The sequence below is a fragment of the Streptomyces sp. NPDC032822 genome (genome assembly GCF_055578825.1).
In genome coordinates this window covers 1-16753 of record NZ_JBVIOL010000036.1, presented here as the reverse complement: position 1 = coordinate 16753, position 16753 = coordinate 1, and the positions used below count along the sequence as shown (strand labels likewise).

The window sequence follows — 16753 nt, the reverse complement described above, 5'->3', positions numbered from 1 at the left end:
CGAAGTGGTGAGGTCACCCCCAGCCCCAGGTGTCCTCCGTGGACGAGGTGGCCAACACCGTGCCGGACCGGTCCGATGCCTCAATGGAGGGCGCGGCGACGGCGCCGAGGGCGGCGGTGAAAGCGAGGAAAAGAGCGCAAAAAAGCATGACGGATCTCCAATCGCATTCAATACGGGATGATTTGACAAAGTGCCCGATTGGCGAGCACTCGAAAGTTGAGCGAGCGGCGCGAATTGCATGGAAGGTGAGGGCTGAGCGTATGGTTTGATTCCCTCGGGGCCGAATCCCATAACGATGATGCCCAGGCGGAAGTCCGGGCGCCACCGTTCCGGCTGGCAGCTACGAGCCTGTGCCCCTTCCTGCCAACCCCCCTGCGGCTCAAGGAGCTTGAGGGGTGCTTGACACCGCGGCGGCGACCGCTCATTGTCAGTCTTCGGCCCGCTGACCGCGATCACTCGCCCAGCCGGCCCGGATCTCCTCCCTCACGGCCGAATCCCACTCAAGGTCGGAGGGATTCCATGCCGTCAAACTTTTCGCCGCCCCTGAGGGCGGCTGCCCACTCCACACCCAAGGCCGCGGCGGTGCCTCACTCCTGGCTCGCCATGCTGGGGCCCGCCTTTGTCGCTGGCAGCGCGTATGTCGACCCCGGAAACTTCGCCACCAACATGGCGGCGGGCTCGACGTTCGGCTACCGGCTGCTGTGGGTCATCGTGCTGTCCAGCGTCTGCGCCATGCTCGTCCAGGCCACCGCGGCCAGGCTGGGGCTGGCGACCGGGCGGGACCTGTCCCAACTGTGCCGTGAACACCTGCCCCGGCGATGGCGTCTGGGGCTGTGGATCCAGGCCGAGGGCGTCATGATCGCCACCGATCTCGCCGAGGTCGTGGGCGGCGCGATAGCCCTGCAGCTGCTCTTCGGTGTGCCGCTGCCAGTCGGAGGCGCCATGACCGGGCTGATCGCCTTCGCCGTACTGTCCCTGGAGACGCGCAGACAGCGCCGGTTCGAGGCGGTCGTCGCGGCGATGTTCCTGGTGATCGTGGCTGGCTTCTGTTACGACCTGATGGTCGCCGGTGTCTCCACCGACGGGCTCGCCGCCGGGATGGTTCCCGGGTTCGCGGGACCCGAGAGCCTGGTCCTCGCCACCGGGATCGTCGGGGCCACCGTGATGCCGCACGCCATCTATCTGCATCCTGCGCTGACCGCGGGCCGACGCAACACCGCGGCCGTACCTGTGAGCAGGTCCTGGCTGCGCGGACTGCGCGTCGACGTCGCCCTGGCCCTCGGTATCGCGGCGACCGTCAACATCTCCATGCTCGTGATCGCCGCGCAGCTGTTCGCCGGAGAGTCCCTCGACGACCTGTCCGCGGTCCACCAGCTGATGGGTGAGCGCACCGGCTCCGCGGCGGCATGGGCCTTCGCCGTGGCCCTGCTGGCGTCCGGCTTCGCCGCCTCGTCGGTGGGCACGTATGCGGGCCAGACGGTGATGAACGGCTTCCTGCGCCGATCCGTACCGCTGCTGCTGCGGCGGATCGTCACCCTCGTGCCGGCGCTCGCGGTGCTCACCGCCGGCGTGGATCCGAGCACCGCGCTCGTGTGGTCGCAGGTCGTGCTGTCCTTCGGCGTGCCGTTCGCCCTGGTGCCCCTGGTCTGGTTCACCTCCCGCCGGGACGTGATGGGCGAGTTCGTCAACAACCGTGCCACCACGTTCGCCCTGTGCCTGATCACCGCCCTGATCGTCGCTCTCAACGTCCTTCTGCTCTGGGGAGTTTTCACCTCATGACCCACTCGCCCGCGGCCGATGCGCCCACGGCCACCGCAACGGACGGCGGCCACCGCGTCCAGGACGCCCGAGAACTCGCCGACCAAGTGCTGGCCCGTCTGACCCTCGACGAGAAGATCTCCCTCCTGCACAACCACCAGCCGCCCGTGCCCCGGATCGGACTGCCGCCCTTCCACCCCGGCGGCGAGGTCCTGCACGGGATCGTGACGAAGACCCCCGGCACGGTGTTCCCGCAGGCCGTCGGGCTCGGCGCGACCTGGGACCCCGCCCTCCTGGAACGAATCGCCGACGTCATCGGCTCCGAGGTGGACTCCTTGCTCCAGCGCGACCGCGCTCACGCGGCGATGTCGCGCAACGTCTGGTCCCCCGTGGTCAACCTGCTGCGAGACCCCCGCTGGGGGCGCAACGAGGAGGGCTACAGCGAGGACCCCCTGCTCACCTCGGTGCTGGCAGTGGCGTTCTGCGCCGGGCTGCGCGGCGCGGCGCCCGGCGAACGACCCGCCCGATGGCGCCTCGTGCCCACGCTGAAGCACTTCATCGCCTACAACCACGAAACCGACAAGTTCGCCGTGTCCATGGACCTGCGCCCCCGGGTCCTGCACGAGTACGACCTGGTGCCCTTCCTGGAACCGGTGAAGGCCGGGGTGGCGGCGGCCGTGATGCCCTCCTACCACGTGCTCAACGGTCGCCCGAACCACCTCAGTGAGCACCTGCGGTTGCTGCGAGCCCACAACCCCGACCTCGCCGTGATCTCCGACGGCTTCGCCCCGTCCGACATCATCGAGAAGAGCCGCTACTTCGAGGACCGGGGGCACGCCTACCCCGCGGCCATGCGGGCGGGCCTCGACAGTTTCACCGACCACTGGACGGACCCGACCATCACGGTCGAGGCCCTGCGCAACGCCGTCGCCCAAGGACTGCTCACCGAGGAGGAGGTCGACGCCTCGGCCCGGCGGATGCTGCTGCTGCGGGCCCTCGCCGGCGACCTCGACCCCGCCCAGCTCCCGGGCACCCCCTGCACCCTCGACGCACCGGACCACCGCGAGCTGGCCCGCGAGGCCGTACGCCGGTCGGTGGTGCTGCTGCGCAACGACGGCACCCTTCCACTGCCCGACGCGCCGGGCCGGCGCGTCGCCGTCATCGGCCCCCTGGCGGACCGCTGCTCCCGCGACTGGTACGGCGGGCCGCTGCCGTACCGCATCACGCCGGTCGACGGCATGCGCGCCCGGTCGACGGGAACGGTCGTGTATGAGGCCGGCCTCGACCGGATCTCCCTGCGGCACCGAAAGGACGGCCGCCGACTGACGGTGGGCGCGGACGGCGAGGTGCGTCTGACGACCGCGGACGACGACACGGTCGCCTTCGAGGTGTTCGACTGGGGCGAGGGCGGCATCACCCTGCGGTCGGTGGCGAACGGCCTGTTCCTGTCCCGGGAGCGGGGCGAGAAGCGAGCCGACGGCAGCCGACACGAGAGACTGCGCTGCGACCGCCAGGAGCCGTACGGCTGGGAGATCGAACAGACCTTCCGCCTGGAGCGGGGTGACCCGGACGGCTCCTGGTCACTGCGCAACGTGCACTCGGGGCGGTACGTCGCGCTCGACACGTCGTCCGACGACGACAGCGAGGTGGATCTGACGGCGGCCGACGCAGGCAGTGCCCTGCCGCTGGACCTGGAGACCCGCTCCCAGGGCATCGACACCGCGGTCCGGGCGGCACGCGCGGCGGACGACGTCGTCGTCCTGGTCGGCACCCATCCGCAGATCAACGGCAGTGAGGGACACGACCGGACAGACCTCGGACTGCCCCTCGGCCAGTCAGAACTCGTCGCGGCGGTCCTCACGGCCCATCCGCGCACGGCTGTCGTGCTGGTCAGCGGACACCCCCTCGGAGTCCCCGAACTCGCCGAACGCGCAGCGGCACTGCTGTGGACGAGCCACGGTGGCCAGGAGCTCGGCAACGGCCTGGCCGACCTGCTCTACGGCGACCACGCTCCCACCGGACGATTGCCGCAGACCTGGTACCGGTCGGCCGACGACCTCGGCGACATTCACGACTACGACATCATCAAATCCCGGCTCACCTACCTGTACTCCGACCGTGAACCGCTGTTCCCCTTCGGGCACGGCCTTGGCTACACGAGCTTCCGGTACGCAGCGCCCGTGCCGGACACCCCGACCGCGGGCCCGGACGACGTGGTGACGGTCTCGGCCGAGGTCACCAACACCGGCGACCGTGCCGGGGAGGAGGTGGCGCAGCTCTATGTACGTGCCCTGGACGCCCCGGTGCCCCGCCCGTCGCGCCAACTCCACGGATTTCGGCGGGTGCGGTTGGAGCCCGGCGAGACCCGGCGCGTACAGTTCCCGCTCCCCGTTCGGGAACTGGCCCACTGGGACGTGGGGCGTCGCCGGTACGCCGTGGCGCCCGGACGCTACGAACTGACCGTGGCGCCCAGTGCCACGGGCGACGGCCCGGCGGGTTCCATCCTCACCGTCACCGCCGAACCGCTGCCTCCGCGCGACCTCGCCTCCGCACTGGTCCGGGCCGTCGACTTCGACGACTACCACGCCGTACGGCTGATCGACGCGAGCCCGACGACCGGGGAGGCAGTCGCCGCCCGGGAGCCCGGCGCCTGGCTGCTGTTCCGAGACGTGGAGTTCCGCCCCGAACACACGGGCGCGGTACTGCGGTTGGGCGGCGTCGAGCGGGAGGCCGGCCGAGTCGGTTCCCGCGCTCGCATCGAGATTCGCGTCGACGACCCCGCCACGGGTTCCCTGCTCGGCGTCGCCGACCTGCCGCAGGGCGCGAACGGGCGTTACGACTGGCAGACCGACATCGTGCCGTTGGCGCCGGTCGTCGGGCGACACGACCTCTATCTCGTCTTCACCGGTCCCGGCCGCCTCGCCTCGCTCGGGCTGACCGCCGCCCCGGACGTCGGCGCACCCTCGGAGGCCGTCCGATGACACGATCCGCGCGCAGTCACCCGCCGCGCGGGTGGCAGAACCGGGTCCGGCAGCGACTGGACGTGCTGAGGCCCCTGCCCGGCGCCGGAGCCGCCTGTCTGGTCGCGCTGCTGGCTGTCCTCAGTGTCCAGGCGCTCCAGCCCGCGGTGTCCGCGTACGCGACGGGCGCACTCGTCGACGCCGTGACAGGCGCGGCGGGCCACGCATGGTGGCCGCCGTTGCTTCTGCTCGGCGGCACTCTGATCGCCGCACAGACCGCCGACCTCCTCGGCAGCGTCCTACGGACCCTGGCCGCCCGGCGGATCGACGGGGCCCGCCGCGACGCCGTGGCCGCTCTGGTGCTCAGGGCGCCGGGCGTCGCCGCGCTGGAGATGCCTGGCGTCCAGAACGACCTGCTGTTGTCGTCCGCCCGGCAGACGTCCAGCTGGACCGAGAGCACGCCCGGCCAGGCGGCCGTGGCCCAGCTACGGCTGTGCTTTCGGGTCGTGCAGGTCTCCAGCTGCTGCGTGGTGCTCGTCCAGTACGCCTGGTGGCTGGTCCTCGGACTGGTCGCCACTGTGCTGGCCGCCCGCCATGTGCTCAGCCGCAACACCCTGGCCATCGCCGAGGTCGCGGTCTCGGGCGCGCAGGCCGCCCGCAGGGCCCGGTACTGGCAGGACCAGGCCTTGGCTCCCGGCCCGGCGAAAGAGACCCGTCTGTTCGGTCTTCAGGACTGGCTCACCGCCAGGTGGCGCAGCAGTTTCCTCTCCTACGTCGAACCGATCTGGCTCCGGGGCGGCCAGCTGGGCTCACGGCACTGGGCCGCACTCGCGGTGGTCGGGGTGGCGGCACTGGTGGCCCTGGAATCGATCGGCCGGGGAGCCGTGGCGGGAAAGGTGTCCGCCGGCGGACTCGGGGCCATGGTCACCGCCGTGATCGCTGTCCTGGGCATGGCCGCCTCGGACAGCGACACGGTCAGCGCGGCGGGCGGCCTGCCAGCGGCGGCCTCGCTGCGGCGGCTGCGGAGCGAACTCGCCCCCGGGCAACGCGCCGTGGCGCGGGCCTCAGGGGAAGGAGGGGCGGAGCCGCCGTCACCTGCCACGGCCCGGGCTCCGATCGTCCGGCTTGAGGGCGTCGCCTTCGGCTACCCGGGCGCCGACCGGCCCGTACTGGACGGCTGCGACCTGGAGATCCGTCCCGGTGAGGTGCTCGCCCTGGTGGGGCGCAACGGAGCCGGCAAGAGCACCCTCATCAAACTGCTCGCGGACCTCTATCGACCCGACACCGGCCGGATCACCGTGGACGGGACGGACGTGGCGTCGCTCGACGCTGACGCGTGGCGCCGTCAGGTGGCGGTCGTCTTCCAGGATTTCGTGCAGTACGGCCTCACCGTGGCGGACAACGTCGCCCTGGGCGCCCCGCATCGGCTCCCCACACCGGACCGGCTGGACGCCGCCGCCCGGGAGGCCGGCAGCGAGCGGCTGATCGAACGGTTGCCGGACGGCTGGTTGACCCCGCTGTCACCCGCGTTCACCGGCGGCGTCGACCTGTCGGGAGGCCAGTGGCAGCACGTGGCGCTCACGCGGGCCCTGTACGCGGTACAAGCTGGGGCCCGCCTCCTCGTCCTGGACGAACCGACCGCGCATCTGGACGTTCGCACGGAACTCGAGGTGTTCCGCAGAGTCGTCCACGGCCTGCGTGACGTCTCCGTGGTGCTGGTCTCGCACCGGATCTCCACGATCCAGCAGGCCGACCGCATCGCGTGTCTGGACGGTGGCCGGATCGTCGAGACCGGCACCCACGAGGACCTGATGGACCTCGACGGCGTCTACTCCGCCCTGTTCGCCGCACAGGTCTCCGATCGTGAGGCCCTGCGGGACGTGACGGTCCGATTGGGGAGGTCCCAATGACACAAGGACGGTTCTCCGTGTGGCTGGCGCTCTTGAACCGGTGCCGCCGCACCGCACCGGGCGCGACCGCGACACTGGCCGGGCTGATCGCCGCCGGAAGCGCGGCCGTGTCCCTGCTCGCCCTGAGCGTGCGGTCTCTGGTCGACAGCGCGGAGGCGGGACAGGACGGGCGGATGCTGAGCGCGGCCGCGGGCGCCACCGTGTGCGTCCTGGTCGTCCACATCGGCTCCGGCGCACGCGAGGCGCTGCGCGGCAGCCTCGGCGAACGGGTCGGCCTGGACCTCGACCAGGAGATCCTCGGCATCGTCACCGGACTGCGCCGACTGGAGCACCTTGAGCGCCCCGACTACCTGGACCGTGTCTCGCTGGCCCTGGGAAGCGGACCGAACCTCGTCTCGGCGGCGTGGGTTCCGCTGGAGTCGGTCGGCAGCGTGCTGGGCATCGGAGCGAGCGCGGTCCTGCTCGTGCAGGTGCATCCCGTCCTGCTGCTCCTGGTGCCGTTCGCCGCCGTCCCGCTGCTGCTGCACCAGTACGCACAGCGCGGTATCCGGACGGCGATGCTTCGGTCCGCCCAGCCGAGCCGCCGTGAGGAGCACCTTTTCGGCCTGCTCATCTCCGCCGCATCCGCGAAGGAGATCATGGTGGCCGGGGCTGGGGAGCGACTGCGCGAACTGCGGGACGACGAGTGGCGGACGGCCACCCAGACCCAGCACCGGGCACGGCTGCGCGGGGCACTGCTGGCCTCGGTGGGCTGGCTGCTGTTCACCTGCGCCTTCGTGGGCGGCCTTGCCTACGCCGCTTATCTCGCGAGCCAGGGACTGCGATCGGCGGGGGACCTGCTGCTCGCGGTGACGCTCTCGGCCCAGTTGCGCAGACAGGTCGAGCAGACCGTCCACAGCGTCGGCGCCGCGGTGGGCGGAACAGAGGCCCTGGATCCGTATCTGTGGCTGCTCGATCACCGCGAACAGGCCGAGCCCCCCGCCCCGCATACCGCGCGGCTGCCCGGCGCGCTGCGCCGGGGAATCACGCTGGAGGACGTCGGCTTCCGCTATCCGCGGGCCGACCGGGACGCCGTACGGGCGGTGTCCGCGCAACTGCCCGCCGGGGCCACCGTGGCCGTCGTCGGGGAGTACGGGTCCGGCAAGACGTCGCTGGTCAAGCTGCTGTGCGGGTTCTACGAGCCGACGCACGGCCGGATCACGGTCGACGGCGTCGCGCTGGACGAGACGGACATCGGCGTCTGGCGGGCCCGTGTCAGCGCCGCCTTCCAGGACTTCGGCCGCTATCGGACCACCTTGCGCGAGGCGGTCGGCATCGGCGACCTGGCGCGGGCCGGTGACGAGCCCGCAGTGCTCCAGGCCGTGCACGACGGCAACGCGCACACCGTCGTGGAGCATCTCCCGGACGGCCTGGACACCCTGCTCGGCAAGGACTTCGGCGGCACCGACCTGTCGGAGGGCCAGTGGCAGCGGCTGGCGTTGGCCCGGTCGGCCATGCGTCCGACCCCGCTCCTACTGGTACTCGACGAGCCGACCGCCGCGCTTGACGCGCCCAGCGAGTACGCCGTTTTCCGCCACCATCGGCACATCGCCCGCAGGCTCGCCGCCGACCACGGGACGGTCACCGTGATCGTCTCGCACCGACTGCCCACAGTGCGGGACGCCGATCTCATCCTCGTCATGGAAGAGGGGCGTCTCGTGGAGGCCGGCACCCATGAGCAACTGCTGTCGGAACACGGCCGCTACGCCGAACTCCTCCAATTACACCGGGAGTTGCACCGACTCTGAGCCTCCCGTTGGACCCTGCGGTTCTCCCACTGGCCCCATCCTTCGTTCACTCAAGGAGTTCCTCCATGCCCTACCGCCAGCCCCTGGCCCCCTGGATCACCCATGTCGCCGATCCCGCCGACCTGCCGGTGCGGGGCCCCGACGACCCGGGCCCGAGCCAGGTCGTCAGCGCCGAGCCGATCAGCCGGGAAACCGACGGCCTCGTCCTGCGGGCGAAGACGTCCACCGGCGACGAACTGCACGTCACTGTCCGGGCCGCCGGGGAGGGCGTGATCAGGGTCCGGCTCGCCCCGGACGCCGACGCCGTGCAACGCTCGGCGCGCGCCCTGCACCTGGTCACCCCCGCCCCGTACGCCGACGCCCGGGTCGAACCGCGCGAGGGGGGAACAGTCGTGGACGCCGGTTCGGTGCGCGCCGAGATCGACTTCGCCCCCTGGCGGATCCGCTTCACCGACGCCGACGGCCGACTGCTGACCGAGCAGAACGGCCATGAGTCCGACATCACCTTCAAGCTGCGCATCCTGCCCTTCGGACGGTCCCACGCGACCGACGGGACGACGGTGGCGTACCACGAGACCTTCTCGGCGCTGCCCGACGAGCGGTTCGTGGGGCTCGGTGAGAAGTTCACCGTGCTCGACAAGCGCGGGCAGCGGATCACGAGCTGGAACTACGACGCCTTCAGCTCCGAATCCGAACGCTCCTACAAGAACGTTCCGTTCTACCAGTCCAGCCGCGGCTACGGCGTCCTCGTCGACAGCGGCGCCGCCACCGAGTTCGACATGTGCCACTCGACGCACTCCTGTGTGCAGATCACCGTCCCCGACGACCTGCTCGACTACTACGTTCTCGCGGGTCCGGACCCGACCAGCGTCCTGGACCGCTTCCACCGCCTCACCGGCCGTCCGGTCACCCCACCCAGGTGGGCGCTGGGCACCTGGATCTCGACCGGTTACCTGCGCATCAACCAGGAGGAGACGGTGGCGCAGGCCCGGCGAATCCGGGAGCACGGCATCCCCTGCGACGTGCTGCACCTGGACGCGTACTGGCAGCAGCGGGGCAACTGGTCGGACCTGCGCTGGGACGAGGAGTGCTTCCCCGACCCCGAGACGATGCTCAAGGAGATCTCTTCGCTCGGCTTCCGGGTGTGCGTATGGATGAACCCGTACATCAGCGTCAACAGCCCCCTGTTCCAGGAGGCCGCGGACGCGGGCCGCTTCCTCACCCGCGAGGACGGTTCACTCTACGTGGCGGACGTCTGGCACGGCGCGCGTCCCGAGTGCGGCATCGTCGACTTCACCGACCCACAGGCCACAGCCTGGTTCCAGAGCCTGCTCAGGCCGCTGCTGGAGCAGGGCGTCAGCGTTTTCAAGACCGACTTCGGGGAGGGGATCCCGTTCGACGCGGTCGCGTCGAACGGGATGACCGGCGAGGAACTGCACAATGTCTACTCGCTGCTGTTCAACGACGCTGTCGCTGATGTGACCGAGGAGATCGCGGGGCACCGCGTGGTATGGGCCCGGTCGTCGTTCACCGGTGGTCAGCGGCACTGCGGCCAGTGGGCGGGCGACAACAACACGACCTTCTCCGCGATGGCGTCGACGCTGCGCGGCGGCCTGTCCTACGCGTTCAGCGGTGTGCCGTACTGGAGCCACGACGTCGGAGGGTTCACGGGCGTGCCGTCCGGTGAAGTCATGGCACGCTCCGCCCAGTTCGGGGCGTTCTCGCCGCTCATGCGCTTCCACGGCACGAGCTCGCGCTTCCCGTGGGACTTCCCCGAGGAGGTGGACCGGGCGATCATCGACGCCGTACGACTGCGCTACCGGCTGCTGCCCTACCTGTACTCGGCGGCCGTCGAAGCGGGCCGCTCGGGTGCCCCGATCATGCGGCCGCTGGCACTGGCAGCACCGGACGAACCCGCTGCCTGGACCGCCGAGTCCGAGTACCTCTTCGGCCCGGACCTGCTGATCGCTCCGGTCACCAACACCGAGGGCGAGCGCGGCGTCTACCTGCCGTCGGGCAGCTGGATCGATCACTGGACGGGCGAGGTCCACGAGGGTGGCCGCCATGTGCGGGTGACCAAACCCCTTGATCAGGTGCCGCTGTTCGTACGGGCCGGTGCTTTGGTCCCGCTGGCCGAGGGAACACCCGAGACCACTGATGGCCTGCCGGACGGCGTCACGCTCGCCTGCTGGACGGGCGGTGCGGGCGAGACGACTGTCCACGACGAGCGGGGCACCAGCCTCGTCCGGCTCACCCGCACCGGCGAGCGGTCCGAACTCACCGTCGAGGGCCCGCTGACGGTGCGCGGCGTCATCTTCCCCACGATCGCGGGGGTCCAGCCGCCCACAGCCGTGACCGTCGCCGGACAGCCCGCGACCCCGGACGCCGACGGCGTGTGGCGAATCAGCGGGGAGACCGCATGATCCACCTGGTCTGCGTCTTCGGCGGCGGCGACGTCGCTCTGCTGCCGCATCTGATCCAGCACTACCGCGGCCTCGGCATCGAATCCTTCCGGCTGGTCCGGCACGCCGAGCGCGCCGACGACCCGGAATTCGCCCTCGCCGAGGAGTACGCGCGCGCCTGCGGGGTCGAGCTGTTCCACACCCACATCGGCCCGTGGGACCAGAACCTCAACGAGCGCATCACCGAATACGTGATGAGCCTCAGCCCCGACGACTGGTACGTGGTCGTGGACCTGGACGAATTCCAGGTGTACGACCGCCCGTTGGACGACGTGGTCGCCCTGTGCGAGCAGGAAGGATACGAGTACGTCACCGGCTGCTTCCTCGACCGGGTCGCGGTCGACGGGTCCTTCCCCGCCGTGGACGACACCTCGTTGTGGCGGCGCTATCCGTTGGCCGGATCGGTCGGGGTGAACCTGGCCAAGGCGCTCCCGATGAAGGCCACGCTGGCCCGCGGCCGGGTCGGCCTGCTGTCCGGCCACCATGGGGCCGCCGACGGAACCGGGCTGCCCGCCCACCGGAGCTTCGCGCAGGTGCACCACTTCAAGTGGACGGACACCGTCGTGGACCGGATGCGCCGGCGGGTGGAGCGGTTCGACACCGGGACCTGGAAAGTGTTCTATCCGGCGGTCATCGCGGAGGCCCAGGCCGTCCTCGGGCACATCGAGGCGAACGGCGGGCGCATCAACGTCCGGGACGAGCGGCTGCGCCTTCAGCCGTGCGGCAGCTCGTACGACGACCACCCCTACTGGAAGGAGCTGGCCGATGAAGCTCATGGCTGGGCCTGGACCCTCACCTACTGACACACTCACCGACGAACCGGCGCCGGTGACCGTGCTGGACCTGTCGGGGCGGGGCCTGTCCGCAGTCCCGGAGCCCGTGCGGGCACTCACCTCGTTGCGCTGGCTCGATCTGAGCGGCAACCAGCTGACCGAACTGCCGCACTGGCTCCCGGAACTGTCCTCGCTCCAACGTCTTGACCTGGACGGCAACCGGCTGTCCAGGCTGCCGGAGCGAATGGGGCGGCTGACGGCCCTGCGCCATCTCGGGCTGCGGGGCAACCGGCTGACGGAGCTTGAGGAAGCAGCGGTGCCCTCGGCGGGGCTGTTCCGGCTCGACCTGACGGACAACCGGCTGAGCCGAGTCCCGGACGCCTGCGCCCGGCTCGGGCAGTTGCGGCAGCTGCGCCTGGCGGGCAACTCGATCACCGTGTTGCCGCAGTGGCTGGGCGACCTGGACGACCTGCGGGTGCTGGACCTCAGGGACAACAGCCTGACGGAACTGCCCGCGCACTCCGTGCTGCCCGGCAGCCTCAACATGCTGGGACTCGCCGGGAACAAGATCGGCCACCTGCCCGACTGGCTCGGCGCTTTGAGCGAGCTCAGCGTGCTGGATCTGAGCGGGAACCGCCTGCGCGAGCTTCCGTCCGCCCTGTCGGAGCTGGCTCAGCTGCGCAGGCTGGACCTTGCGGCGAACCGGCTGACCCACCTGCCGGGATGGCTCGGCGGTCTCTCCCGGCTCACCTGCCTGGACGTCAGCGACAACCGACTGACCGAGCTGCCAGGGCGGTTGGCCGAGCTGACCGCCCTGACCCGGTTCGGCGCCCAGCACAACCGTCTGACGGACGTGCCGGACAGCCTCGGCCAGCTCACCACACTGACCTGGTTCAGCCTGAAGGGCAACCCCCTGCCCGGTCCGCCGGAGTGGGCGAGGCACCTGACGCAGTTGCGCTGGGGCGAGTTCCGCAGCGAGGAAGGACCACGCGCGGCGGCCTGACGCCCTTTCTCTCCCTGGGCGACGTCTCAGCGGGCACGCTTCTCGTAGAAGACGTCGTCCAGGTCAGGAAGTCCCGCTCCATCGCACGGAACGTGGCCATCGCGTCGTACGACGTGTCCACGATCGGTTTGCCGTGGTCGTTGAAAGAGGTGTAGAGGAGCACGGCCGGCAGGACCGGCACCGCCGGCCGGTCCAGTACCGCGCCGGCCGCCCGCTGCAGGTCTGAACCCTTCGGCCTCATGGATGGTCAGCGGCGTCGCCGCCCTCACCGCGTCGGCGAGGTCTGGTGGCTTGATCACCCGACCGCCGAGGCTGACCGTGCGCACAGCTTGGACAAGGTCCTTGGAAGCAACGGCTTTCAGCAAGTACCCCCGAGGCCCTGGAATCGAAGGCGCACTGCACGTAGCCGGTCCTGTCCATGGCAGTCAGCATCACCGTCGGGGACCGGCATGCGGCCGGGTAGTTCGCGGGCCAGCGCCAGCCCGCCTCTTCCGGGCAGACTAATGCGCCTTCCGGTCAGGGGCAGGGCCGTCAGCGCCCGGCCATGTCACCCAACCAGCGCAGACTCGATTTTGGGGTGGCGCGCGAAGGTCTCCCGGTCCACCGCCACGAGTCCGAACGTCGGCTCCCAGCGGCCCCACGCGAAGTTGTCGAGTGCGCTCCAGTGGAGGTAGCCGCGCACGTCGACGTCCTCGTCGGTCGTCTCGAAGAGGTGGCGTAGCGCCTCGGCGGTGGAGGCGATGCGGCGGGAGTCGTCGGCCGTGGCGATGCCGAGAGCGTCGGGCCGGTAGGCGGTCCTGGTCAGGGTGTTGTCGGGGTTGAGGGGGTGGGTGACGATGCCGTTCTCGTCGATGGCTTGGCTGGAGTACGACTGGACGCCGACGCAGTCGTCGTCCAGGGCCGCTTCCAGGTGTAGGTCCTCGCGGGTGGGCGAAGTGGTGCAGGGTGACGACCGGAGTAAGAGAGCATCTGATCAACGTTCAGATCGATCTGCCTGATTCGTCGGTTTCGATTCGCCAGGATGGTGCGGATTCTCCGGTGAGCTCACGACTAGTTTTGTTAGCCATGGCCCAGTGGACCATGGCGCGGGATCGCTGGGGCAGGGCTTCATAGTCTCGGACGAGGCGCACGGCCCCGCCTGCACGCCGCCCTGCTGACCGAGCTTCACCGCGCCGCCCTGCTGGACCTGGACGACTGCTCCGTGGACGGATCGCATGTCCGGGCCCTCAGAGGAAGGGTCGCGTCGGCCCCTCACCCGTCGACTGCGCCCGCCCCGGCTCCAAGCACCACCTGATCGTCTACCGCCACGGAACCCCGCTCGCCATCACCCTCACCGGCGGCAACCGCCACGACGTCACCCAGCTCCTGCCCCTGCTCGACGCGCTCCCGCCGCTACGGGGACTGCGGGGGAGCCCCCGCCGCAAACCCCGGCGTCTGTACGCCGACCGGGGCTACGACTTCGGCAAGCACCGCCGCCTGCTGTGAAAACGCGGCATCAAAGCCCTGATCGCCTGACGCGGCGTCGCCCGCGTTTGCGGGCTGGGCAGGGCGCGCTGGGTGGTCGGGCGGACCTTGCCCAGGCGGGCATCAGGTCGGCGGCGTAGGCCGGGGGGCGGTCGGCGTCGCCGAGCTCTCAGTGGATCCAGCCCCCCCAATGCCCGGAGTACGTCTCTTTTCAGCCATGCCCCTACAACGTCCCGGCACGGAAAGGTACTTCCGCACAGGAGGACCCGTCTGACATCTTGCATCCACCACTCGTTTCGTACGGCCCGGCCGGTGCCCTCAGCACGGCCGGGCCGTCTTCGGAGGACGCTTTGATACCCCACATATCCAGCCGCTCCAGACGCACGCTGGTGCTGGCGGCCACGCTCGGCACCGTCCTCGCGTTCGGCGCCCCGGGCGCCCTCGCGGGCACACTCCCCGTCGCCCCCTCCAAGGTGCCGACCGCCAAGGCCGACGCTCCGGCCGCCGTGCCGGCTTCCCAGAGTGCGGCCTGGGTGGCCGGCACGCGTGCCTACCTCGTGATCACCGCCCCCGGTGACAGTTCGGCGGTCCGCTCCGCTATCGCGGCGAACGGCGGCACCGTCTTCTCGAACTTCGACGCCATCGGCGTGATCGTCGCCCACTCGGCGTCCAGCGGATTCGCCGCCACCATGCGCGGCGTCACCGGCGTGCAGCAGGTCGGCGCCACGCGCACCTCGGACGTCCCGGCCGACGCCTACAACCCGGCGCTCCCGGCCAATCCGGCTCAGGCCTCGACCCCGGCCGGAGAACCGGTCCGGGCCGACATGAGCCAGATCAAGGCCGACCAGGCCTGGGCCGTGAACCCGGGCTCCGCCTCGGTCAAGGTCGGCATCCTGGACACCGGTGTGGACGACCAGCACCAAGACCTGGCGCCCAACTTCGACGCGGCCGACTCGGTCTCCTGCGCCTACGGCAAACCCGACACCCGTGCCGGCGCCTGGCGGGACGTCGACACACACGGCACCCACGTAGCGGGCACCATCGCCGCGGCCAAGAACGGCAAGGGCGTCGTCGGCGTGGCCCCCGGAGTGAAGATCGCCGCGGTCCGGGTCGCCGAGCCGGGCAATGCCTTCTTCTTCGCCGAGAACACCATCTGCGGATTCGTCTGGGCCGGTGACCACGGCTTCCAGGTCACCAACAACAGCTATTACACAGACCCGTGGCAGTTCAACTGCCCCGACAACATCGACCAGGCCGCCATCATCGAGGGCGTCAAGCGCGCCCAGGAGTACGCCGAGGGCAAGGGCTCCCTCCAGATCGCCGCCGCGGGCAACGAGAACTACGACCTCGCCCACAAGACGACCGACTCCGCGAGCCCGAACGACTCGACACCGGTCACCCGCACCATCACCAACGCCTGCCTCGACATCCCGACCGAACTGCCGGGCGTCGTCACGGTCGCGGCCAACGGCACGGGCGTCACCAAGGCCTCGTTCTCCAACTACGGGCAGGGCGTCATCGACATCGCGGCGCCGGGCAGCAACGTGTACTCCACCGTCCCCGGCGGCGGCTACGGCAGCAAGAGCGGCACCTCGATGGCCACCCCGCACGTGGTCGGCGTGGCGGCACTCATCGCCAGCGCCAACCCGGGCATCACCCCGGCCCAGATCCGCGCCAAGCTGGCCACCCAGGCCAACGACATCGCCTGCCCCTCAGACAGCCGCTGCACGGGCACGACGGCCAACAACGCGTTCTTCGGCGAGGGACAGACCGACGCCCTCAAGACCGTCGGGACCACCCCGCCGCCCGGCAAGTACTTCGAGAACCTCGCGGACTTCGCCGTCAACGACAACGCGACCGTGGAGAGCCCGATCGCCGTCACCGGCGTGACCGGCAACGCCCCGGCCACCCTCAAGGTAGGTGTGGACATCAAGCACACCTACACCGGTGACCTGAAGGTCGACCTGGTGGCGCCGGACGGCACCCTCTACACGCTGCACAACCACGCCGGCGGCAGCGCCGACAACATCGCCCAGACCTACACCGTGAACGCCTCCTCAGAGGTCGCGAACGGCACCTGGAAGCTGCGCGTCAACGACAACGCCGCCTCCGACACAGGCAAGATCGACGCCTGGAACCTGACCTTCTAGCGCAGGACCCGGCAACACCCGCGTACAGCACGCACCGCGCCGGCGACAGCTCACCGCCCACGACCGCGAACGAGGCGGGCTGCGGTCTGCTCGGCCAGGGCTGCGAACTGCTGGGCGGCACAGGGCATATGGGCCTCGGCGGCGGTGCACGCCGCGGCCGGGGCCCATATGCCGGAGGCGTCCAGGAAGGCCGCGGACGGCCTGGGGCCGGTGTCCGGCGCACCTGCGCCTCCCCTGAGGAATCTGTAGGACTGTGTCCGCGCTGCCCGTACAGGCAGCGCGGACACAGCTGCGCGCGCTGCGGCCCCGAGGAGTGCCAGCCGGCTCAGCGGCGGGCCGCCGCCCCGGCCCGGGCCGCGGAGGCGGCCTCGCCGCGGGAGGCCTACGGCCTTCCCTTGTTCTTCGCAGGGAATCCCGGCCTTCAGGCCGGGCGGGAATGTGATCCTCGGTTTGGAGGCGCGAAGCGCCGGAGATCACTGCGTCTGG

At 70.5% G+C, this 16753-nt stretch carries 8 protein-coding genes and 2 pseudogenes; 9 read left to right on the top strand and 1 reads right to left on the bottom strand.

Features of this window, described 5'->3' with window-relative positions; genetic code table 11:
• The first annotated feature begins 519 nt into the window (after positions 1-519).
• The 7 genes from ACZ5VD_RS42705 to ACZ5VD_RS42675 all read left to right on the top strand — a co-directional run bounded on the left by ACZ5VD_RS42705 (position 520) and on the right by ACZ5VD_RS42675 (position 12653).
• Entirely contained in the window at positions 520-1779 is a 1260-nt protein-coding gene (locus tag ACZ5VD_RS42705; protein ID WP_468551814.1) for an Nramp family divalent metal transporter, read from the top strand.
• Positions 1776-4739, top strand: a complete 2964-nt coding sequence (locus tag ACZ5VD_RS42700) for a glycoside hydrolase family 3 C-terminal domain-containing protein (RefSeq protein WP_468685874.1) — start codon at positions 1776-1778, stop codon at positions 4737-4739. The genes ACZ5VD_RS42705 and ACZ5VD_RS42700 overlap by 4 nt, the downstream gene beginning before the upstream one ends.
• Positions 4736-6628, top strand: coding sequence for an ABC transporter ATP-binding protein (locus ACZ5VD_RS42695; RefSeq protein WP_468685873.1), 1893 nt, complete (start codon positions 4736-4738; stop codon positions 6626-6628). Before ACZ5VD_RS42700 ends, ACZ5VD_RS42695 begins: the two co-directional genes overlap by 4 nt.
• The gene (locus ACZ5VD_RS42690; RefSeq protein ID WP_468685872.1) at positions 6625-8415 is read left to right on the top strand and encodes an ABC transporter ATP-binding protein; all 1791 of its coding nucleotides are present in this window, start codon (positions 6625-6627) and stop codon (positions 8413-8415) included. Before ACZ5VD_RS42695 ends, ACZ5VD_RS42690 begins: the two co-directional genes overlap by 4 nt.
• Before the next feature lie 65 nt (positions 8416-8480).
• Positions 8481-10838: a TIM-barrel domain-containing protein gene (locus tag ACZ5VD_RS42685; protein ID WP_468685871.1), complete on the top strand. Its 2358-nt coding sequence runs from the start codon at positions 8481-8483 to the stop codon at positions 10836-10838.
• Positions 10835-11680 (top strand): glycosyltransferase family 2 protein, encoded by an 846-nt coding sequence (locus ACZ5VD_RS42680; protein WP_468551819.1) that lies wholly within the window; start codon positions 10835-10837, stop codon positions 11678-11680. The genes ACZ5VD_RS42685 and ACZ5VD_RS42680 overlap by 4 nt, the downstream gene beginning before the upstream one ends.
• On the top strand, positions 11643-12653 hold the full coding sequence (locus ACZ5VD_RS42675) for a leucine-rich repeat domain-containing protein (RefSeq protein WP_468685870.1): 1011 nt from the start codon (positions 11643-11645) through the stop codon (positions 12651-12653). The genes ACZ5VD_RS42680 and ACZ5VD_RS42675 overlap by 38 nt, the downstream gene beginning before the upstream one ends.
• 531 nt (positions 12654-13184) lie before the next feature.
• On the opposite strand, the pseudogene ACZ5VD_RS42670 reads toward ACZ5VD_RS42675, so the two are convergent.
• A pseudogene (locus ACZ5VD_RS42670) lies at positions 13185-13575 on the bottom strand (family 1 glycosylhydrolase); the annotation flags it as partial.
• A gap of 329 nt (positions 13576-13904) precedes the next feature.
• Between ACZ5VD_RS42670 and ACZ5VD_RS42665 the strand changes: the two are divergent.
• Positions 13905-14228, top strand: a pseudogene (locus tag ACZ5VD_RS42665) (transposase); the annotation flags it as partial.
• Positions 14229-14506: 278 nt separating this feature from the next.
• A complete protein-coding gene (locus ACZ5VD_RS42660; RefSeq protein ID WP_468685902.1) occupies positions 14507-16267 on the top strand; it encodes a S8 family peptidase in 1761 nt (586 codons plus the stop codon).
• Positions 16268-16753 lie beyond the last annotated feature (486 nt).

Coding starts and splice junctions, on each gene's coding strand:
- ACZ5VD_RS42705 (WP_468551814.1), top strand. CDS start 520: ATGCCGTCAAACTTTTCGCCGCCCCTGAGGGCGGCTGCCCACTCCACA.
- ACZ5VD_RS42700 (WP_468685874.1), top strand. CDS start 1,776: ATGACCCACTCGCCCGCGGCCGATGCGCCCACGGCCACCGCAACGGAC.
- ACZ5VD_RS42695 (WP_468685873.1), top strand. CDS start 4,736: ATGACACGATCCGCGCGCAGTCACCCGCCGCGCGGGTGGCAGAACCGG.
- ACZ5VD_RS42690 (WP_468685872.1), top strand. CDS start 6,625: ATGACACAAGGACGGTTCTCCGTGTGGCTGGCGCTCTTGAACCGGTGC.
- ACZ5VD_RS42685 (WP_468685871.1), top strand. CDS start 8,481: ATGCCCTACCGCCAGCCCCTGGCCCCCTGGATCACCCATGTCGCCGAT.
- ACZ5VD_RS42680 (WP_468551819.1), top strand. CDS start 10,835: ATGATCCACCTGGTCTGCGTCTTCGGCGGCGGCGACGTCGCTCTGCTG.
- ACZ5VD_RS42675 (WP_468685870.1), top strand. CDS start 11,643: ATGAAGCTCATGGCTGGGCCTGGACCCTCACCTACTGACACACTCACC.